This is a genomic window from Streptomyces sp. NPDC031379 (assembly GCF_055569615.1).
In genome coordinates, this window is record NZ_JBVIIT010000009.1 from 1 (window position 1) to 18786 (window position 18786).

Here is an 18786-nt window from a genome sequence, read left to right on the forward strand (position 1 = left end):
CGAACTGGCCCGCCAAGGCGTCACCATGCCCCGCAAATCAACCTCCTTCGGCCCGAAACCAGCCTCAGGCCTGGTACTACGCACACTGGAGAACTGAACCCCGTCCATGCGAGACCCACGCCGATCTCAGACCGACCTCGGAGCCGGAAAGAGTGCCGGTGCCGGGACCGGCGCCCACTCGGTGCCGGTCAGGCGCCCGAACGCCTGGTCGCCGAAGTGGAACGCGAATCCGATCGTTCCGGGCTGTTCGAGTTCCGCTGCGAGGCGCTTCCGTGCGGCCATGACCCCGCTGTGGTCCGCGTCGGGCCGTGAGGGCCATTCGGGATGCGCCAGCTGCACCGGTGTGTGGAACACGTCCCCGAGCACGATCACCCGCTCGCTCCCGGCGGACACCACGTACGACGTGTGTCCCGGCGAATGGCCCGGGGCGACCAGCGCACGCACCCCGGGGAAGATCTCTTCGCCGTCGTCGACGGGGGTGTGGGCCGCGCCTATGAGTGCGAGGACGTCCGCTGCCGGGGCGCCCGGTACCGTCGTGCCGTGGCTGTGCGGGACCCATTCCTGGGCGGCGACGAGGTATCGGGCCCGGGGGAAGGTCTTCTCCGGTGTGAACGCCCAGCCGGTGTGATCGACGTGCAGATGGGTGAAGGCCACCGCCTCGATGTCCTCGGGTGTGTGCCCGAGCGCGGCGAGCGTCCGGGGGAGCGCACCGCAGTCGCTGTGCCCCACCAGTTCGCCGGAGACGTGGATCGGCCCGCGTACCGGCCCCAGCCCGGCGTCGATCAGCAGGCGGCGGCCGTCGCGTTCGACCAGCAGGCCGCCCGCCGACATGGCCACCCGGCCCTCCTCGTCGAGCAGCTCCGGACGGGCGTGCCAGTAGTCGTCGGCGAAGTCCGGGAAGAAGCCCGACGGCAGCATGGCCATCGCACCGTCCACGACGTAGGTCAGACGCACGTCACCCAGCACGAGCGACCGGACGGCGGACTGCCGGTTCAGCGTTCCGATGTGCATGTCGCTTCCGTTCCTTTGCGGGTGAGCGAGGGCATGCCAGGTCTCGTCGGGCCATCAGCGGACGGTCGCGCCCGTGCGGTCCTGCTGCCGTTCGCCGGGGGCGAGTTGTGCGAGGGCGTCGAGCACCGCGCGCAGCAGCTGCTGGGCCGGGGAGCCGTCCGGGAGGCGGCCGTCGTCGCCGAACTGCTGGTGGGCCTGGAAGAGGAGGAACTCGGGCTGTTGCACGACGCGGGCGTTCATCTTGTGCAGCACCTGGCGCAGGGCCAGCTGGGCCCGGACGGTGCCGAAGGGGCCGGGGGAGGCCCCGATGACGGCGACCGGCTTGAGCGCGAGCGCGGGGCCGTCGTCGCCGGCCGGGCGGGAGAGCCAGTCGAGGGCGTTCTTCAGCGCTCCGGGTATCGAGGCGTTGTATTCGGGGGAGGCGATCAGGACCGCGTCGGCGCCCTGGACACGGCGGCGCAGTTCGGTGACGGCGGACGGCGCGGGGTGTTCCTGGTCCTCGTTGAAGTGGGGCAGACGACCGAGCCCGTCGAAGTGGTCGAAGCGCTGGTCCGGGCCGAGGCGCTCGGCCTCCCGGAGCAGGGTGGTGTTCAGGGAGCCGCGGCGCAGGCTCCCGGACAGGGCGAGGACGTTGAGGCGGGTCACGGTGTTTCCCTCGTGGTTCGGGCCGCCCCCTGGTCGGGGATGGCACCTCGCCCTCGTGTCCGGGAGCCAGCAGGTGCCGGGTGTGCCGTGGTGGCCGGGGTCGGCAGTCGTGGTGCGCGGGCCCATCGGCTCCGCGTGGTCCATCCTCGACGTGTCGACGACATGGCGCCAGAAACATCTCCCTAAAGCCGGATTGTGCGTCACAAGGGCCGTATAGAGTGCCGGTTGTGCGCCAGAACCTCGACGAGACGGACCAGCGCATCGCCGCCGCCCTGATCGCTTCACCCCGTGCCTCCTGGCGGGCCGTCGCCACGTGCCTGGAACTGTCCGAACGCACCGTGGTCCGCCGCGCCGGCCCGCTGTACGCCGACGGCACGCTGCGCGCCACCGCGGAGCGCAACCCGATCCGCTTCCCCCACCTGGTGCCCATGGCCCTGCGCATCCGCTGCCGTCCCGACCGCATCAGAACGGTCGCCTCCACCCTCGCGCGCCGCACCGACACCCTCTGGGTCGACGTCCTCGGCGGCGGCGACGAGATCAGCACCATCGTCTTCCTGGACGGCCCCGAGGCACGCAACCGCCTCCTGCTGCGCGACCTGCCGGCCACCGACGCCGTCCACGGCTGGACCTCCCACACCCTGCTGCGGGTCTTCCCCGCCTCTCTCAACTGGGGTGCCCGACTGCTGGACCGCGAGGAGGCCGCACGCCTCGGAGTGCAGCCGTTCCCGCTGAGCTCCCCGCCACCGGCCCCCCTGCCCTCCGCGGACCTGACGCTGATCCAGGCCCTGACCGAGAATGCCCGCGCCGACTACGCCACGCTCGCCCAGCGGACCGGCACCACACCACGCACCGCCCGGCGCCGCCTGGAGACACTGCTGCACGACGGCACGGTTCGCCTGGTCACCGAGACCGACCTGGCCCTGCTCGGACTGCGCACCAAGGCCCAACTGTGGCTGTCGGTCGAACCCAGCGCCCTCCAGGCAGCAGGCGAACAGCTCAGCCGCGAACCCGCCGTCCGCTTCACCGCCGCGACCACCGGACCCGCCAACCTCCTGGTCATGGTCACCACCACCGACCTGGACGCGCTCTACCGCTTCCTCACCGACACCATCGGCGCGATGACACAGATCGGCTCCATCGAGACCACGCCGGTCCTGGCCACCGTCAAACGCACCGGCCTGACCCGCCCGGGCTTCTGAACCCAGCCCACTCGGCCGCTCACCGCCCCACAGGTGAGAGGCGGCTCGGACAGGTTCACGTGCGACTCGCCATGGGGCTGCCTTCAGCCGGCACCGGACGGCACGATGTGTGCTCGACCGCGTGCGCCGGCGGGAGCCGGTGGCTCATGAGGCCGGGCTGCTGCACCACGGGCTCCGGTCCGTCGAGGAGCCCCTTGCGGACGGCGGCGACTCCGGCCTGGAAGCGGCTCGTGGCGCCCAGCCCTTCCATGATGTCCGCGATCTGGCGCCGGGTGGTGCGCAGGGACATACCCAGCCGGCGGGCGATGGTCTCGTCCTTCAGACCGGCCGCCAGCAGTGTGATGATCGTCTTGTGCGTCGCGCGGGACACCTGCTCCAAACCCTGCCGGGCGGCGTCCGCGAACGGAGTGGCCAGCTCCCAGGCCTGTTGGAAGAGATCACACAGGTATGCCACGGCGTTCGGCTCACGGATCACGACCGCGCCCCAGGAGTCGTCCTGGACCGGTAGGAACGCGGTTTCCCGGTCGAAGACGATGAGCCGCCCGAACAGGGAATGGGCGGTGCGGTACTGGCCGCCGAGCGCGGAGGCGGTGGCCGCGTACTCCCGGCTGGGCGCGTGGAACCGCGCCGTGTGGTGATAGAGCGTGCGGATCCTGACCCCGCGTTCGAGAAGCTTGCGGTCGCGCAGGACGGCCTCCTGCATCGCCTCCGGCGCGCGAGCGGCTCCGCCCGGCTGGCTGCTGATCATCTCCTCGCGGCAGCGGTCCGCGGTCTGGGTCAGCACGGCGCGCACCTCGGGCAGGTTGTCGATGACCTCCAGCCTGCGAGCGGTCGGCGCCTTGGACTGGTGGAAGTGCGCCGTGAACCGGTCCAGCTCCTGACGGACCAGGGTCAGCTGGTGCTGGTGCTCCCGGACACTGGCTTCGATCGGCGCGGACAGCAGGTGCAGGGCCGCGTCGGGGGCGACAGCGTATCCGGCCCCGGGATCATCCGGGCTCGGATGCACGAGTCTCGCCGCGATGAGGCGCCGCAGGCTTTCGGCCGCGGCTCGTTCGGGCACGCGCAGCTCGCGGGCGGCGTCGCTCGCACGCACCGAGCGACGCAGCAAGACCCAGGCATATGTCGTGACATCGATGTCGGTCAGGTTCCCCGCAGGGGACATCGAACGATCCATCTGCATCGGTTCCTCCAAATGACCAGCGGCAGTTCGTGCCGACGGGTCGGCTCGCCGACCTTGCCGCAGCGCTCCAAGAAGCCGAACGTGGGTGTTGCCTCAGGCATGAGGCGGCATCGGGATGAAAGGACGGGAGCATGGACGGTCACGGCGCCGGGTTACGGTATTTCCGGCCGCTGGAGCACTGCGAGGGCCCTCTGGGAGGGAAGGCCCAGCGGTTGCGGGCGCTGATGCGCGCGGGTCTGCCGGTGCCCGAGGCGTACGTGCTCACGCACACCGTCCTGGAGAGGCTGCACACGCAAGAACTCCTGGCCGAGACACGAAAACTCCTGTCCGTCGCGTTCCGCACGGGAACGGCGGTGGTCGTACGCAGCTCCGCGGCCGGTGAGGACAGCCCTCTGGCCGCCGCGCCCGGCGTGTACGACTCCTACCTGAACCGCCGCACACCCCATGAGGTCGTGGAGGCCGTGGGCCGGGTTCGTGCGGCGCTGCACGGGGCCGACGCCGACGCGTACCGACAACTGCGGGGAGACACCCTCCAGCCCGCGATGCATGTGGTGGTGCAGCGCATGGCGGAATGTTCCACATCCGGTGTGCTGTACACCGCAGACCCCCTCTCGGACGGACCGGCCCTGCGTGTGGAGGCGTCCGAGGGGCTGGGTACGCCTGTTGTCGCGGGCCTCGGCGCCGCACACTCATGGGTGCTTCCCACCCCCCGGCATCCCGTGGTGCGCCACGAGGCGCAGTCGTGGAAGATCACGCAAGGCAGCAGCCTGCCTGCCCTGCTGACCCGGCTGGCCGTCGTTCTCGAGGACCTGTTCGGCAGACCGCAGGACGTGGAGTGGGGACTGGAGAAGGACGCTCTGTGGGTGTTCCAGTCCCGTGACATCGTCCCGTTCCCTCTCCCGCTCCCGCCGCCTCACCAGCGGCCGGCGCCGGCCTCCGGCGGGGTGCCGGTCACACCCTTGTCGCGGGGCTATGCGAGCGGGGTCCTCGGCACGGTCGGCGGGCGCTCCCCGGGCCCGGGGGAGATCGTCGTTCTCGATGCGATGCCGACCGCCGCGGAACTCGGGCATCATCGGCATGCCGGCGGAATTCTGGTGCGCCGCGGCAACGTCCTGTCGCATTCGGCCGCTCTCTGCCGTGAGCTGGGCATGCCCATGGCCCTGTTGCCGCAGCACTGGACCGCGCGGCCGGGGGAGATGCTGCTGGACGCGGTGGCCGGCCGGCTCACCCCGCTCCGCGAACTCCCCGTACGGGATCGGTGGCTGGCGGCGCGGGCAGTGCGGCGTCGGCCGGGAGCGCCGGACACACCGCGTCAGAGCTGCGTTCCGCCCGTGGGGAGCTGACCGGTCCGGGAGCCCTCGCTGTTCCAGTCGCTGGGGTTGCCACCGGAGGTGTCGCCATCGGCCGCGGACGCGGCGGACGCCGAGACCGCGCAGTGGGCCGGCGAACCGGCGGACGGTACGCAGCCTGCGGCGCCGTGGCCGGCGAGGCCGACGAGGGACAGCAGGCCCACGCCGAGAACGGTGGCAGCGCCCTGGGCGACGGAACGAAGGACCTTCGGCGAGTGCGTCATGACGGGTTCCTTTCCTCGGTGAACCGGGGTGACGCAACAACCGTCGCAAGCCGCGATGGACGCCCGAGCAGCGCTGGATGAGCGCCGATGTACGACAGATACACGGCCGATCACGCCGTCCGCAACACTGCTCACCGCATCGGGAGGCGGCGCGTCACCGCTCGGCGCGCCCCGTCGAGACGTAGGTGAATCCGGCCTCCCTCAGCACCACCGGGTCCAGCGCGAGACGCCCGTCGAAGACGACCGGGGTGCGCATGAGCTTCCCCACCGACGGCCAGTCGACCGCGAGGAGTTCGGGCCACTCCGTGACGATCACGGCGGCATCCGCACCGGCCAGGGCGTCCTCCGGTCCGGCGTGGCGGACGACGGCGTTCCAGGGCGGGCCGGGCACCGGGCGGGCCAGCGGATCCCAGCAGGTGACCACCGCCCCCTCGGCCAGCAGACGGGAGGCCATGGTGGTACTCGGAGCCTCACGCATGTCGTCGGTGTGGGGTTTGAAGGTCATCCCCAGCAGGGCGACCCGGCGATGCTCCAGACTCCCGCCGAACAGGGCCTTCAGCCGGTGGACGGCGCGACGCGGCTGGTGGCTGTTGACCTCGATGACGCTGGACAGCAGGGGCAGCGCTATCCCGTTGCAGCTCGCCAGGGTGCGCAGGGCGCGGCTGTCCTTGGGGAAGCAACTCCCGCCGTAGCCCAGTCCCGCCCGCAGAAAGTGCGGTCCGATGCGGTGGTCGGCACCGACGGCACGGGTCACCTCGGCGATGTCGGCCCCTGTGCTCTCGCAGACCGAGGCGATCTCGTTGGCGAAGGAGATCTTCGTCGCGAGCAGGGCATTGGCAGCCAGCTTGACCATCTCCGCGCTGGCGATGTCCATCACCATCACCGGCCCCGGCACGCCCTGGTGGATCTCCTCGACCAGCCGGGCCGTCCCGTCCTGCGCGCCGATGACGATGCGGTCGGGGTTCATGAAGTCCGTCACGGCACGGCCCTCGGCCGTGAACTCGGGGTTGAACGCGTATCCGAGGTGTCCGAGACCGGCACCGTCGAGACGGGCACGTACCCGGGCCCCGGTGCCGACGGGCACGGTGGACTTCACCACGACCGCGCGGAGTCGTCCGGGCCCGGCCTCGGCCAGGTCGTCGAGGCAGGCCCACAGCCGCGACAGGTCGGCGTCGCCCTCGGCCGTGGAGGGGGTGTCGACCGCGAGGTAGGCGATGTCCGCGCGGGCCAGGGCGTCGGCCGCGTCGAGGGTGAAGGCCAGGCGGTCCTTGTTCCGGCTGATCATCTCGAGCAGGCCGGGTTCGTGGATCGGTATGTCCCCGGCTTCCAGCAGGCGGATCTTCTCCGGCACGACGTCGCGCACGACCACGTCGTGGCCGAGTTCCGCGAAGCAGGCTGCCGTCACCAGCCCGATATAGCCTGCCCCGAAGACGGCGATGGCGTGTGGTGCGGGCATGGTCCATGTCCTTTCGGCGAGGCGGTGTTCAGGCCGGCTCCTGGCGGGCCGGCGGCGGTCAGGACTTGGGCATCGCGGTGTCCGCCCACCAGTCCGGCCCGAGGGCGGCGGTGCGCTTCAGCCCGGTCAGGAACCCGGCCCACCGCTCCCGGTACGAGGCGTTCCAGACGCGAGAGCGCTGCCTGACGTCGGGAGCGGGCTCCCGGGCGGGAATCAGCACCGTCCAGGTGGGCATCAGTGCCATACCGTGGTTGACCTTCGCCTCGAAGGCGCTGGGCCCGACGTGGAGGTGGGACAGGCCGAGTGCCGCGCCCCGTCGCATCGGCTCGTAGAACACCAGGTTGAAGTACTCGAAGGCGTCGCCCGCCCGGTCGTAGTCCAGGCCGAAGTGCCGCAGGAAGAGGTCGGTGCCGTCGCTGATCGCCGGCGCCACCGCGCGCAGTTCCCCGTCCCGCCAGCCGCAGAAGGCGATCGCCCGGTCGCCGAAGGCCCTCGCCTCCCCTTTCAGGAGGCGGCGTGCGTACTCCGCGCTGTAGGAGGCGTTGTGCCGGATCTTGTTGAGAGCGACGAGTTCGGCGGCCTCGTCGACCACGTCCGACAGTCTTTCCACGGTGGTGCTGTGAGAGGCCTGGTAGACCCTGGTCTCGAAGCGCGCGGCCCGCCTGCGGCTCTTGGACAGCCGCCCCACGTACGTCTCGAAACCGTCGTGCGGCATGGGGGCCACGGTGGTGGGCGTGTCACCGAGGACCACGGCGGCCGGGAACGCGGCCGCGAGCATCCGGGCGTCGCCGCCGCTCAGGAAAGGCAGGGCGACGCAGCTCGCGGACGAGGCGTCGGCGGCATGCCGGACCAGGTCGGCCACGACCCGCGCACGCGCGTCCGGTGGGAGCCCGCCGGCGACGGTGGGGACCGCGTGGTTGCTGTTGCAGGAGCCGGCGAGCACCGTCCGGTCCCACAGGGGGGACGCACCGAGCAGGGGGGCGAATCGGCCGGCGATGTCGTAGGAACCGCCGGGCCGCGTGGGGCCGTCGCACAGCACCAGCAGACCGGCTGGTGCGTCCGGCGGCCCGGCGACCGCCACCCGCAGGGGCACGCCGGTCAGCCTCTCCTGATGGAGGTACCAGTCACGCGACGCGTAGAGGCCCTGCGGGCCGAGCCGGTGCCACGTCTGCCGCGGCACGGCCGCGACGGTGGCGTAGACCCGGACGGATGCGGAATGCCGTGCGGTGGTGGGCGCCGTCATCGTGTGCCGCCCGTGGCGTCGAGGTCCGGGACGGTCCGCGCCGCTCGGAGCGTGGCCTGGTGCGGCAGGGCGGCGCAGTTGAGAGCGACAGCCCGGATCAGCCGACCGGTCGGTTCGAACCGGAACACCGAGAAATGCGCCTCGTCGAGCTGGAAGGTGCGGTTGCGCTCCAGCGGAAGACCGAGGGCCCGGGTGAGTATCCATCCGTAAGGACCACCGTGCGCGACGACAACCGGTCTGCTGTGGTCCTGGGCCAGAATGCCGCCGACGGCGGCCGTCGTCCGTTCGCAGGCCTGAGAGAGGGATTCCGTCCCGGGAAAGGACAGGCCGTCGGAGTTGAACGCCAGCTGCTCGGCCACCTTCGCACCGTACTGGCGGCCGATGTCACGCATCGGCAGGCCGTACAGCGGGGGAAAGGTCCGCTCCCGCAGATCCTCCAGTACACGCGGCGTGAGACCGGTCGCCTCGGCCACGTAGGCGGCGGTCTGCCGCGCCCGCAGGGACGACGAGCAGTACAGCGCGTCGGGTGCGAAAGCCCGCACCTGTTCGGCGAGTCGTCCCGCGGCCGCCCGTCCGCCGGCGGTCAGCGGGCGGTCCTCGTCGCGGTCGTAGAGGTCGGGGCTGGACTGGGCCTGTCCGTGGCGGGCGAAGAGCAGCATCCGCTCGGGTGCCGGGTTCTGGGTCATGACTTCTCCGGTTCGGTGACGAGGCGCGGCGGCGCTTCGGGCAGAGAGGCGGTGATGAGCGCGGCGGGCGCGGCCCGTGAGGTGTAGAGCCTGCGGATGCCGACGCCGCCGTGGCGGGCATGCTCGGTGTCCGCGTCGTGCAGCTGTCGTTCGCGCCGCAGCCGGCCGGCCGTCCTGCCGGCCGGCCACGCCGCGTCGACACGGGGGCGGCGGCCGGATTCCAGGGTCCCCTTCAGCAGGTCGGGGCTCCCGAAGAGATCGATGTGATCCAGTGGTGTGCCGCCCCATCGAAACGGCAGACCCCGCACGAGAAGGAACGCGCCGGGGGCGAGCGAGGCGAACGCCTTGTCGTAGGACCACTTCAGTGCGAAGACCACGTCGCCGGCTACGGCGTCCATACGGAAGGCGACCACCGTGCCCCGGTGGGTGGCGAGAGTCAGGTGCAGGTCTCCCGTGCGCAGCAGATGCGCGTAACAGGCGAACTCGCCCTGGCTGACGATGTCGCAGGACTTGCCCCGTTTCCAGGAGGCCAGCTCCACCCGGTGCAGGGCCGCGACCGCTTCCTCCGGGCAGGACGGGACGCGCAGTTCCAGCTCCCGTTCCCAGCGGCGCAGTTTGCGGTCGGCCTGACCGCCCAGGCGGGAGCGGTAGCGGCTCGCGAGGTCCTGGCCGCGCGCCTCCCAGTCGATCAGGGGGGAGGGAAGCCGCTGCCAGGTCGTGGTGGCGGAAGCGGCGGACAGCAGCGTGTACGACGGGGTCTCGGGGTGGTTGAGCGGGAAGTACAGCACTTCCGCACCCAGGTGTGAGCACACTGCCGCGAGAGTCCGCTCGATCAGCGCCGGGTCCGGCGTTCCGCGGAGCAGCAGGGGCGATCCGGGGACCACCGAGGTCCACACGCCTGAGGCCGAGCGGCGCAGGGCCACGCACAGCCCGGTCTCCCCCTGCCATTCGAAGGCGACGCCTGAGTGTTCGGTGAAGGCCAGCCGCGCGGCGAGGGCCGCGGGATCCTGCTGGGGCATGTCGGCTTCGCCCGGGAAGGACCGGGCGAGGTGGGCGGCCAGCTCGGTGACGGTGGCGGGACCGCCGGGCTCCGGCGGCCAGAGACGTCGTAGCGCCATGTCACAGCTCCATCCTGCGCAGCTCCGCGCTGCTGCCGAGCGCCATGCCGACCGCGCACAGCACCAGTTGCAGCAGGCCGCCGCAGATCAGCACCGTCTGGGCGCCGTATGCCGCGGCCAGGGAGCCGACCGTCCCGTAGGCGAGGGGCAGGGGGGCGAGGGATCCGGCGGCCACGAAACCGTAGACACGGCTGCGGTAGTCGTTGTCGACGTACTTCTGGATGAGCAGGTTCTCGACGACGTTGAGGCTTCCGGACAGGCCCAGGAGCAGGCCGGCGCAGACCACGGTCACCGTCCCGCCGGCAAGGCCCAGCAGCAGCGCCGCCACGCCGGCCGCACCGCAGGCGAGAGACAGCGCCCGCCCGGCGCCGCGCAACCACCCTGCCTGGCCGAGCAGGAACGAGGCCGCCAGTCCGCCCAGGCCCTGCCCGGCGAGGCAGACGCCGACCACGGCGGCGGACAGCCCGAGCGAGGTGACCCTGCTGGGCAGGAGCACGAGGAAGGGAGCGACGCAGAACACGTTCATGGCGACCGACATGACGACCAGCCAGGTCACCCAGGGCCGGCCGCGCACGTGACGGAACCCGGCCGTGACATCGGAGAGACGGGTGGCGCGCAGCGGCGCCCGGCTCCGCCCGGAGCGGACCCGCGCCAGAGCGAGCATCGACAGCAGGAACGTGGCGGCGTCGAAGCAGAAGGCGAAGGGCGGCGAGTAGGTGACGAGAACACCGCCGAGCGCCGGGCCCGCGAGGGCCACCACGCCGTAGGCCGCGCCGTCCAGGGCATTGGCGTCGCGCAGATGCGCGGCCGGGACCGACTCCGCGACGAGCGGGCCCAGCGCGGGCAGGGCGAACGCGCCGGCCATGCCCAGCAGCAACGCGAGCGGGAGGAGCAGGCCCAGGCCGGCGTCGCGGGTCAGCAGCAGGGCGATCAGGCCGACCACGACGGCCGATGCGGCGTCGGACCACATCAGCAGCACCCGGCGGTTCATCCGGTCACCCACTGCTCCCGCGATCGGGGAGGCCAGGACCTGCGGAAGTATGGAGACCGCCAGCACGATGCCGGTGTCCAGACTGGAGCCGGTGACGGCGAAGACCGCCCACCCGAGGGCCACCTTGTAGACCTGGTCGCCGAGCCGGGAGAGATTGCGGCCGATCCACAGCAGCCGGAAATCCCCGTACCGCAGGGAAGCGAACCAGGGGAGGGGCCGGATCGTGGAATCAGCCATCGCCGCATTCCCGGAGCAGGGCCAGTTCGACGCGGAACCGGTCGGGGCGGAAGGCGAGCATCTCCCAGCCGCAGTCACCGCGGACGAACCGCTCGCCATGATGGGAGATCGCCTCGAAGTTGGTCATGAGCATATGAATCAGCAGGTCGTTCATGGTGCAGGGTTCGCCACCCGCTTCCCGGAAGCACGTGAGCAGGTCCTCCAGCCGTCGTCGCGGGTGTGGGGTCCGGGACCAGAACGCCACCGCTTCTCCCATGGTGGCCAGGTCGGACAGCACGGTGTCGGTCCGGCACCGTTCCCAGTCCAGGACACCCGTCAGTACCGGGGTCCCGTGGTCGCTCAGCCGGAGGTTGGGGAAGGACGGGTCGCCGTGCACGACCTGTCCGTCCGGCATCCGGTGGCTCTCCAGCCAGGCGTCCACCCGGTCGGACGCCTCAGCGATCACCGCCTGGTCGGCCGCGTCGAAGGGCAGACGGGCAGCCGCCTGCTGGCCCATGCGGCAGTACTCGAGCAGGCCGACACCCTGGTCCTCGACCGTACGGTCGACCGGCCTCAGCCACTCGTGCAACCGCGCCAGGCCCGCGGCCGCCGCCGCCCCGTCCGCCGGATCGGCCGGATCAGCCGCCCGGCCGGGCACATGCGTGGTGAGCCACCACAGCCGGCCGGCCTCGGTCTCGTGGCCGCCCGAGACGGACGGCACCAGGTGCGGCACCTGGAACTGCGGGGACATGGACGCCAGTTGCTCGTAGAGAGCGTGTTCACGCAGAACGCGTGCCTCCTGGTGGACGCCGGTGCTCGCCAGCCAGTGGCGGCCCGCCCGCCAGATGTGCTTGTTGACGCCCACCTCCACTCGCCTCAGGGGCTCGTGGACGTTCCATCCGCGTGCCACGACACGGGTGGCGATCGCGTCCCACCCCTCGGCCGTGGCCTTCGCCGGTTCGGGTCGCTGTGCAGTCATGTCTTGTTCTCCGCAGGAGTGATCTTGGTGACGCCGATCAGGTCGTAGATGCCTTCCAGACGCGGCATCGGCATCTGGAGGCGCGAGTGCTGGTACCGGGCGAGAAGTTCGCGCTGCCAGCCCTCGGCCCGGTAGGTGGCGTCGGGAATGAGCCCGGGTCCGTCGAGCCGGGGGATCCGGGACAGGGCGTACGGATGGTGCTGCCAGCCGGGCAGCAGGTCTCCCCTGGCCAGCTCGCGGAACGTCGTCTCCCGCAGCTTCGCCGTCGTCTCCGGAAACCTGGCGACGGTGCCGGCGGCGGCTTCCGCGGAGTCGGCGCTGATCTGGACCTCCAGCCCGATACCGCTCTTGTGGCCGGTGATGTCGTGCCCGCCGCGGACGAAGGTCCGTGCCTCCTCCACCACGTGCGACGGCCCGGTCACCAGCCCGCCTCCGCGTGCGCCCAGCGGCTTGCCCGGCCGGAACGAGGTGACCATCAGCCGCTCCCTCTCGGCGGCGTGCCGCCACTGCGCCACGTCTGCCACCTGGCAGAAGTCGAGGAGGACCGCGGCACCCAGTCCGTCCGCCCAGCGCAGCCAGCGGTCGAGATCGGGCATGTATCCGCCGAACGGCGCGTAGATGACCAGCCCGATCATTCCGGGTGGCAACCGGGAGGCGAACTCCATCGACATCGACAGGTCCGCCTCGACATCCACCAGGACCGGCACCATGCCGGCGAGGACGAGCGCGTTGACCACGGTGCCGCAGATCCATCCCGGCACCAGGACCACCTGGCCCGGGCGTGCGAGCACACAGGCGCTCGCCAGGACGGCCGCGGTTCCCGTGACGGTGCCGACCGCGTCCTCCGTGCCCATGACCTCCCGCGACACGGAGACGAGTTCGGCACCGACCGCGCCTCCCGCCCGCCCGGTCACGCGGCACCCACCGCACGAGCGGCACGGCTCTCGGAGACCTGGGCCAGGAAAGCCGACAGCTTTCGCTGCAGCGCGTCGTCCCAGCAGTGCACATAGGCGAGGTAGGTCTCCATGCGGCATCCGCGGCGAAGCTTCGCCTCCACGGATTCCGGGCCGAAACCGAGCTTGCTGATCCCGTGGTCGATGGCGTATTCCAGGAACCGGTAGTAGACGAGTTCGAAGTACAGCGGCAGGCCCGCGCTGCGGCCGTAGTCGAAGCCCAGCTGCTCCACGAACAGTTCGTCCTTGAACCGGAAGGCGAGGACGAAGCCGATCAGGTGGCCGTCCCGGCGGGCGAGCGCGACCAGCGGAGTGCCGGGGCGAAGACGGGCGGCGGCACCGATGGTCGAGGGAGGCTGGGGCCCCGTACGCGCCTCGGGTCCGTGGTACTTCTCCAGCAGGTTCAGCCGCAGCGCGTCGAGGGCGCCGACGTCGTCCTCGGCCAGCTCCCGCACGCTGATGTCGATCCCGGCGGCGGCGATGGCCCTCCGGTCCCGCATGATCTGCCGTGCGCTGTTGCGTGTGCGCGAGGCGACGTAATCGGCGAACGACGGCCATTCCTGGTCGAGCACCGCCACCCGCGCGCTGTCGAAGGGAAGGTAACCACGGGCGGTGAGCAGGCCGCGCAGTTCGCTGTCGTCCTCGGCGACGAAGGGACAGACGGCGCAGGCAGCACCGTCCGCGCGACCGGCACTCTCCAGCGCCTGCAGCACGCTGGTCATGGCGGCCGTGCGGCGCTCGGCGGACGCCGTGCGGTCCCGCAGCATACGGGCGCCGGTGACCTGGTAGGAGCCGACAGAGGTCTGGGGCAGCAGGCCGCCGTCCGGGGCCGTCAGGCCGAGGGCCGCCTCGGCGCCGAGGCCGGCCTCCTCCGCGACCCGTTCCAGCATCCGGTCGATGCGCAGGTATGCGGAGGGTACGGCGTCGGAGGTGAGCGTGTAGGCGACCGTGGCGGCGTCCGGGACGCCGTCCGCACCGCGGGAGACGGCGTAGCGCGCCGGATAGGTACGGGCTTGCGCCGTCATCGTGAGCATGCGTGCGGTCAGGGCGAACTCCGCGCCCGTGGCCAGCGCGTCCCACGCTGCGGCGGGGAGGTCATCGGCCCTCTCGTGGAGGTCGACGGGCATGGTGGCGTCACCTCCCGCTTCCGGCGGACGGTGACGGGACGGCGGCGGCCAGGACGTCGTGGAGAGCGCGCAGGCGGGTCCACAGGGCGAGGTTGCCGGGCTTCGCGTCGGGCCAGTGCGCGACGGGGCCCAGGAAGTCGTCCAGCCGGAAGGGCGGCGTGGCCCGTGTGACGTTCTCCGCCGTGACCGGGCCGGGAGGGGTGAGGGTGACCAGGTGGTCGACCCTCAGGCGGTGGTTGAGCCGGCGGGCGGCGGCGATCGCCTTGGTCTGGTTGACGTTCTCCACGACGAGGATGCGGCCGGCGTCCGCACCCAGCAGGCCTTCGACGACCGGCTCGCGGTAGTGCGCGATGTTGTAGCGGTAGTACTCGAAGAAGTAGCCGAAAGGTGTGCCCAGAGGGAAGCGCGAGCCGTCCGTCATGCGGTACAGGCCGGCGAGGTCGTCCTCCGTCACCGCGTCCCGGTCGCGCTCCACGGTGGCTTCCAGAAGGCTCCAGAGACGATCGTCCTGGCACGTGAAGACCTGGGACCCCGCGGGCAGGGGCAGGGTGTCGGCGAACCGGCGTACGCGTTCGGCCACCTCGTGCCAGGCTCGCTCGTCGCTTCCTCCGCCCGGTACGAGCCGTATCTCCTCGCCGGTTCCCACGAACGACAGCAGCGGTACGTCCAGATGCCTGGCGACGACAGCACCGTGCAGGAGGTCGGCCGCGACGCTCGCGGCAAGCTCCTCGGGCCTCGCCTCGCAGTGGTCGACACAGGTGGACGCGAACACGGCCGCCGGCGCCGGACGTTCGTCCAGACCGCTGCCGTGGCCCACGAACGCCAGACCGTCGACGTCCGGAACCCATGCGGGGATGCCGGTCCGCACCCCGTGGGCCGCCAGGACCGCCGGCAGGTCGGGGCCGTACATCGCGTCCAGGAGACGACGGTGCGAGTCGTCGACGGACCTCATACGTTGCCCTCCCTCAGGGCGGCCGCCAGCACGAAGCGCTCCAGTCCGATGCCCGCGCACCCGGTCATCCGGCCCGAGCCGCCGAACCCGCGACGGACGAAGTGGTCCCCGTGCCGATTGACGGAGGCGACCGCCATGGCGCCGACGGGTGTCGTCACGCGCATCTCACGCTTGCGGGTGGCCGCCGCGTCGGCGGAGATGTAGAACGGGTCGTCCGCCTCGTTCCACTCGTACGTCAACCCGAACCGCTCGGCCAGTTCCGTCAGCAGGGCCTCGAGGTCCGCCGCCATCGCGAGGTCCTCGTCCTCGTCGCGCGACTTCCAGACGATGTCACGCTGGGTGAACGCCGGCAGGCGTCCGCTCTCGCCGTCGTAGAAGAGTTCACGGCGGTGCACCGTCTGGCTCAGCGTGCCCAGCCGCGGAGCGTCGGGCTCGGCCAGCCAGGCATAGGACGGCAGGCAGACCGCGGGAAGCAGGGCCACGTCGCCGGACAGGTGGACGACCTGCTCGGGATGGGCCTCGTAGTAGCCCAGTCGGCGCAGCTCCTCGACGGTGATGAGCTGACTGGGCGGCATCCACAGTTCCCCGCCGCGCTCCAGCACGAACTCCTCGAACGCCTCGACGACCGTGCGGCCCACGCGCCCGGCGGGTGCCTTGCGCAGCGCGGCGGGGTCGACGGGAAGGGCGGTCGCCATCGCCTCCGAGCGGTCCGTCTCCGGCCCCCTGGTGCGGGAGTCGTCGAGGATGCCGAGCAACGAGGAGCCGATCGGCAGGTCGGCGGCGGCCGCCGCGGTGGCGATGACGCGCAGGTTGCGGCCGCGGGAGACCGCGGTGTGCGCCTTGGGCGCGGTCAGTGCGAGCCGGTATTCCATCTGACGCCGCTGCCGTTCGGCGGCCACCGGGTCCAGGCCGGACTCGTCGGCCGGCACCTCGAGCGACAGCCGGGCCTTGGGCGGCATCCGGCGGCCGGCCGACGCGATGCCCTCCATGAGCTGGGGCAGCCCGCGTACGCGTCCGGGGCGGATGCCTTCCGGGAAGACGATGCCGAGTTCGTACTCCAGGACGGTCAGCGCGCAGACCACGTCGAGGCTGTCCCATTCGCTCCCCTCCACGGCGAGGCCGGCGGAGCCCAGGGCGGCGCGCAGTGTCTCCGACTCCTGCCCGCTGAGCAGCACACCGTCGCGGACGTCCGGGACGGAGTACGCGGTGTCCGTGGTTGCTTTCATGAGGAAACCTCCGTCGGGACGCGACTGGTGAAGTGCGCCATGACCTTCCGCAGCGCGGCGGCGGTCAGGGCGATGTCGGCGAGTTCGAGCTGGTGGCCGAGTTCGATGATGAGCGAGCGCGAGAGGACGTCGTGCGCGACGGGAACGGACCCGGCCGAGTAGTCGGGCCGGACCTCGGCCGGGACACGCCGGAAGAAGGAGGGGTGCGTCTGCACGAGCCAGTCGATCTGCGACAGCGAGGGATGGCTCGGATCACAGCCGACGTTCTCGGCCCGGACGGCGTCCACGATCTCGTCCCGCCGGTCGCCCAGCTCGGGCGGCAGTACCGCCTGCAGCCGGTAGTAGGCGTGCGTCGTTCCGTCGGCGACGGCGGGGAGCGCCAGCCCGGTGCCGTCGAGTTCGGTGCGCAGGTAGTCCGCCTGCCGGTGACGTCGCGCGAGTTCGTCACCGAGCCCGGCGAGGGAGTGGCGGCCCAGCACGGCCTGGATCTCGGTCAGGTTGTAGCTGTAGCCCATCTCCCGGTACTCGAACCAGCCCGGGCCCTTGCCCTTGTGCGCCAGCGCCCGCATCCGTTCCACGAGCCGGCCGTCATCGGTGATCACGGCGCCGCCCTCGCCCATGGCCACGTGTTTGAGGCAGCACAGGCTGAAGGTGGCGGCCAGCCCGAACGTGCCGGTCGGCCGGCCGGCGGCGGTGGCTCCCGGTGACTGGCTGCAGTCCTCGAACAGCACCAGTCCACGCCGGCGGGCGAAGTCGCTCAACACCTCCATCGCGCAGGGCTGGCCGTACATGTGCACCGCGACGAGGGCGGAGGTGCGGGGCGTCGTCTTGCGTTCGGCGTCGTGTGGGTCCATGGCCCACGTCAGGGGATCGACATCGACCAGTACCGGAACCAGATCCGCCTGGATGAGGGCCGAGACGACGGAGACGTAGGCGTTCGCCGGGACGAGCACCTCCGAGTGTTCCGGCAGGTCCGCGGCGAGATACGCCAGATGCAGCGCCGCGGTGCCGGAGTTGACGGCGAGAGCGTGCCGGGTGCCGAAGTGACGGGCGAACTCGGCTTCGAAACGGTGTACTTCGGTGCCGCCGTAGAAGCGTGCGAGGTTGCCGGAGTCGAGAACGGCGGCGACGTCGGCCTTGGCCTGTCCGGAGATGCGCGGACGGTTCGCGGGCGGCGCGGGGCGGGTGGGTGTGCCACCGTGGACGGCGAGCCGGGTGCCGGTGCGCGTCATGAGGAACCTCCGGTCGAGGCGATCCGGTGCAGCGTGTAGTTCATTTCCTGTGATCCCGTGTCACATCGCTGGCAGTTGGCGTGCTGCCCGGTGCCGCAGGCCTCCTGGAGCCGCAGAGCCTCGCGGCTCGCCCAGATGTCCCGCAACGACTGACGGAAGATGTTGCCGACCGGGGGATCGGCATAGGTGAGCATGTTGCAGCCGGACACCTCACCCGTGTCGGCCCGTATGTACGCGGTGAACCGGGGAACGTGGCAGGACCGGCGTTCCTTGTCCAGGAACATCTCGGGATCGGCGACCACGAGAGACCCGGCGGCGCGGGCCGCGCGGCGCGCCTTGGGGATCCATGAGCGCAGTTCGGCGCGCTGTTCGGGATCGGGCAGCAGCAGGTCGTTGCCGCGCACCGGGATCAGATGCCACCAGCGGGGGCGGTTCTCGCCGGACAGCAGCGTCTCGGACAGGCGCTCCAGCTCTCCGATGTTGAGCCGTTGCACCACGGTGTTGACGCCGTATCCGGCACCCAGTTCACGCAGCTCGGCGAGCGCGTCGGACACCTTTCGGTGAAGGCCGTTCAGGCCCCGGATGGTGTCATGGACGGGCGAGAGCGCGTCGATGCTGATGACGAACTCGTCGCAGCCGGCGTCCAGCAGGTCGCGGAACCGCCCGCGCAGGATGCGGCCGTTGGAGATGACCGACACCTGGACTCCGGCGGCGGCGGCGCGGGATATCAGCCGCGGCAGCCCGGACAGCAGCAGCGGTTCGCCACCGGTGAAGCGGATGGCCTTCGGCTGGGCGTCCAGGACGATGTCCAGGGCGCGTTCGAAGTGGTCGATGTCCTGCGACGAGCGGGGCAGCTCCCAGCAGTTGCACATGTTGCACTTGACATTGCAGTTGTCGAACAGTCCGAAGTAGACGAGGTCCGGACCGTCGGGTGTGCCGCGGGGCGGCTGAGCCGTCTCCGCTGTGAGCACGGACATGTCGGTGTCCTTTCGAAGGAGT

General features: G+C 71.3%; 18 protein-coding genes. 2 read left to right on the top strand and 16 right to left on the bottom strand.

The genetic code is table 11. The features are described 5' to 3' along the window. Nucleotides 1-126: 126 nt before the first annotated feature. Both ACZ5CW_RS14830 and ACZ5CW_RS14835 read right to left on the bottom strand, forming a co-directional pair. Nucleotides 127-1011 (bottom strand): MBL fold metallo-hydrolase, encoded by an 885-nt coding sequence (locus ACZ5CW_RS14830; protein ID WP_468601129.1) that lies wholly within the window; start codon nucleotides 1009-1011, stop codon nucleotides 127-129. 54 nt (nucleotides 1012-1065) lie between these two features. Next, the gene (locus tag ACZ5CW_RS14835) at nucleotides 1066-1656 is read right to left on the bottom strand and encodes an NADPH-dependent FMN reductase (RefSeq protein ID WP_468601131.1); all 591 of its coding nucleotides are present in this window, start codon (nucleotides 1654-1656) and stop codon (nucleotides 1066-1068) included. Between the two features lie 227 nt (nucleotides 1657-1883). On the opposite strand from ACZ5CW_RS14835, the gene ACZ5CW_RS14840 reads away from it, so the two are divergent. Beyond that, nucleotides 1884-2855 (top strand): Lrp/AsnC family transcriptional regulator, encoded by a 972-nt coding sequence (locus tag ACZ5CW_RS14840; protein ID WP_468601133.1) that lies wholly within the window; start codon nucleotides 1884-1886, stop codon nucleotides 2853-2855. A 55-nt stretch (nucleotides 2856-2910) separates the two neighbouring features. Here ACZ5CW_RS14840 and ACZ5CW_RS14845 read toward each other — a convergent pair whose 3' ends face one another. Further along, nucleotides 2911-4017, bottom strand: coding sequence for a helix-turn-helix transcriptional regulator (locus ACZ5CW_RS14845; protein ID WP_468601135.1), 1107 nt, complete (start codon nucleotides 4015-4017; stop codon nucleotides 2911-2913). A gap of 149 nt (nucleotides 4018-4166) precedes the next feature. Between ACZ5CW_RS14845 and ACZ5CW_RS14850 the strand changes: the two genes are divergently transcribed. Beyond that, entirely contained in the window at nucleotides 4167-5378 is a 1212-nt protein-coding gene (locus ACZ5CW_RS14850) for a PEP/pyruvate-binding domain-containing protein (RefSeq protein ID WP_468601137.1), read from the top strand. On the opposite strand, the gene ACZ5CW_RS14855 is transcribed toward ACZ5CW_RS14850, so the two are convergent. The 13 genes from ACZ5CW_RS14855 to ACZ5CW_RS14915 all read right to left on the bottom strand — a co-directional run bounded on the left by ACZ5CW_RS14855 (nucleotide 5348) and on the right by ACZ5CW_RS14915 (nucleotide 18764). Continuing rightward, complete coding sequence (locus ACZ5CW_RS14855; protein WP_468601139.1) at nucleotides 5348-5608, bottom strand: hypothetical protein; 261 nt, start codon at nucleotides 5606-5608, stop codon at nucleotides 5348-5350. The genes ACZ5CW_RS14850 and ACZ5CW_RS14855 overlap by 31 nt on opposite strands. 154 nt (nucleotides 5609-5762) lie before the next feature. Beyond that, on the bottom strand, nucleotides 5763-7064 hold the full coding sequence (locus ACZ5CW_RS14860) for a UDP-glucose dehydrogenase family protein (RefSeq protein WP_468601141.1): 1302 nt from the start codon (nucleotides 7062-7064) through the stop codon (nucleotides 5763-5765). 58 nt (nucleotides 7065-7122) lie between these two features. Next, complete coding sequence (locus tag ACZ5CW_RS14865; protein WP_468601143.1) at nucleotides 7123-8244, bottom strand: GNAT family N-acetyltransferase; 1122 nt, start codon at nucleotides 8242-8244, stop codon at nucleotides 7123-7125. A gap of 59 nt (nucleotides 8245-8303) precedes the next feature. Continuing rightward, nucleotides 8304-8993, bottom strand: coding sequence for a histidine phosphatase family protein (locus ACZ5CW_RS14870; protein ID WP_468601145.1), 690 nt, complete (start codon nucleotides 8991-8993; stop codon nucleotides 8304-8306). Next, complete coding sequence (locus ACZ5CW_RS14875) at nucleotides 8990-10111, bottom strand: GNAT family N-acetyltransferase (protein ID WP_468601147.1); 1122 nt, start codon at nucleotides 10109-10111, stop codon at nucleotides 8990-8992. The genes ACZ5CW_RS14870 and ACZ5CW_RS14875 overlap by 4 nt, the downstream gene beginning before the upstream one ends. 1 nt (nucleotide 10112) lies before the next feature. After that, entirely contained in the window at nucleotides 10113-11339 is a 1227-nt protein-coding gene (locus ACZ5CW_RS14880) for an MFS transporter (protein ID WP_468601149.1), read from the bottom strand. Continuing rightward, the gene (locus ACZ5CW_RS14885) at nucleotides 11332-12297 is read right to left on the bottom strand and encodes a phosphotransferase family protein (protein WP_468601151.1); all 966 of its coding nucleotides are present in this window, start codon (nucleotides 12295-12297) and stop codon (nucleotides 11332-11334) included. The genes ACZ5CW_RS14880 and ACZ5CW_RS14885 overlap by 8 nt, the downstream gene beginning before the upstream one ends. Further along, on the bottom strand, nucleotides 12294-13211 hold the full coding sequence (locus tag ACZ5CW_RS14890) for a DegT/DnrJ/EryC1/StrS family aminotransferase (protein ID WP_468601153.1): 918 nt from the start codon (nucleotides 13209-13211) through the stop codon (nucleotides 12294-12296). The genes ACZ5CW_RS14885 and ACZ5CW_RS14890 overlap by 4 nt, the downstream gene beginning before the upstream one ends. Then, nucleotides 13208-14377, bottom strand: coding sequence for a GNAT family N-acetyltransferase (locus tag ACZ5CW_RS14895; protein ID WP_468601155.1), 1170 nt, complete (start codon nucleotides 14375-14377; stop codon nucleotides 13208-13210). The genes ACZ5CW_RS14890 and ACZ5CW_RS14895 overlap by 4 nt, the downstream gene beginning before the upstream one ends. 7 nt (nucleotides 14378-14384) lie before the next feature. Further along, on the bottom strand, nucleotides 14385-15329 hold the full coding sequence (locus ACZ5CW_RS14900; protein WP_468601157.1) for a hypothetical protein: 945 nt from the start codon (nucleotides 15327-15329) through the stop codon (nucleotides 14385-14387). Next, a complete protein-coding gene (locus ACZ5CW_RS14905) occupies nucleotides 15326-16555 on the bottom strand; it encodes a class-II aminoacyl-tRNA synthetase family protein (RefSeq protein WP_468601159.1) in 1230 nt (409 codons plus the stop codon). The genes ACZ5CW_RS14900 and ACZ5CW_RS14905 overlap by 4 nt, the downstream gene beginning before the upstream one ends. Continuing rightward, nucleotides 16552-17787: a DegT/DnrJ/EryC1/StrS family aminotransferase gene (locus tag ACZ5CW_RS14910; RefSeq protein WP_468601161.1), complete on the bottom strand. Its 1236-nt coding sequence runs from the start codon at nucleotides 17785-17787 to the stop codon at nucleotides 16552-16554. Before ACZ5CW_RS14910 ends, ACZ5CW_RS14905 begins: the two co-directional genes overlap by 4 nt. Beyond that, on the bottom strand, nucleotides 17784-18764 hold the full coding sequence (locus ACZ5CW_RS14915) for a radical SAM protein (protein ID WP_468601163.1): 981 nt from the start codon (nucleotides 18762-18764) through the stop codon (nucleotides 17784-17786). The genes ACZ5CW_RS14910 and ACZ5CW_RS14915 overlap by 4 nt, the downstream gene beginning before the upstream one ends. Nucleotides 18765-18786 lie beyond the last annotated feature (22 nt).

Coding starts and splice junctions, on each gene's coding strand:
- ACZ5CW_RS14880 (WP_468601149.1), bottom strand. CDS start 11,339: ATGGCTGATTCCACGATCCGGCCCCTCCCCTGGTTCGCTTCCCTGCGG.
- ACZ5CW_RS14875 (WP_468601147.1), bottom strand. CDS start 10,111: ATGGCGCTACGACGTCTCTGGCCGCCGGAGCCCGGCGGTCCCGCCACC.
- ACZ5CW_RS14830 (WP_468601129.1), bottom strand. CDS start 1,011: ATGCACATCGGAACGCTGAACCGGCAGTCCGCCGTCCGGTCGCTCGTG.
- ACZ5CW_RS14900 (WP_468601157.1), bottom strand. CDS start 15,329: ATGAGGTCCGTCGACGACTCGCACCGTCGTCTCCTGGACGCGATGTAC.
- ACZ5CW_RS14860 (WP_468601141.1), bottom strand. CDS start 7,064: ATGCCCGCACCACACGCCATCGCCGTCTTCGGGGCAGGCTATATCGGG.
- ACZ5CW_RS14850 (WP_468601137.1), top strand. CDS start 4,167: ATGGACGGTCACGGCGCCGGGTTACGGTATTTCCGGCCGCTGGAGCAC.
- ACZ5CW_RS14915 (WP_468601163.1), bottom strand. CDS start 18,764: ATGTCCGTGCTCACAGCGGAGACGGCTCAGCCGCCCCGCGGCACACCC.
- ACZ5CW_RS14905 (WP_468601159.1), bottom strand. CDS start 16,555: ATGAAAGCAACCACGGACACCGCGTACTCCGTCCCGGACGTCCGCGAC.
- ACZ5CW_RS14870 (WP_468601145.1), bottom strand. CDS start 8,993: ATGACCCAGAACCCGGCACCCGAGCGGATGCTGCTCTTCGCCCGCCAC.
- ACZ5CW_RS14845 (WP_468601135.1), bottom strand. CDS start 4,017: ATGTCCCCTGCGGGGAACCTGACCGACATCGATGTCACGACATATGCC.
- ACZ5CW_RS14910 (WP_468601161.1), bottom strand. CDS start 17,787: ATGACGCGCACCGGCACCCGGCTCGCCGTCCACGGTGGCACACCCACC.
- ACZ5CW_RS14855 (WP_468601139.1), bottom strand. CDS start 5,608: ATGACGCACTCGCCGAAGGTCCTTCGTTCCGTCGCCCAGGGCGCTGCC.
- ACZ5CW_RS14895 (WP_468601155.1), bottom strand. CDS start 14,377: ATGCCCGTCGACCTCCACGAGAGGGCCGATGACCTCCCCGCCGCAGCG.
- ACZ5CW_RS14885 (WP_468601151.1), bottom strand. CDS start 12,297: ATGACTGCACAGCGACCCGAACCGGCGAAGGCCACGGCCGAGGGGTGG.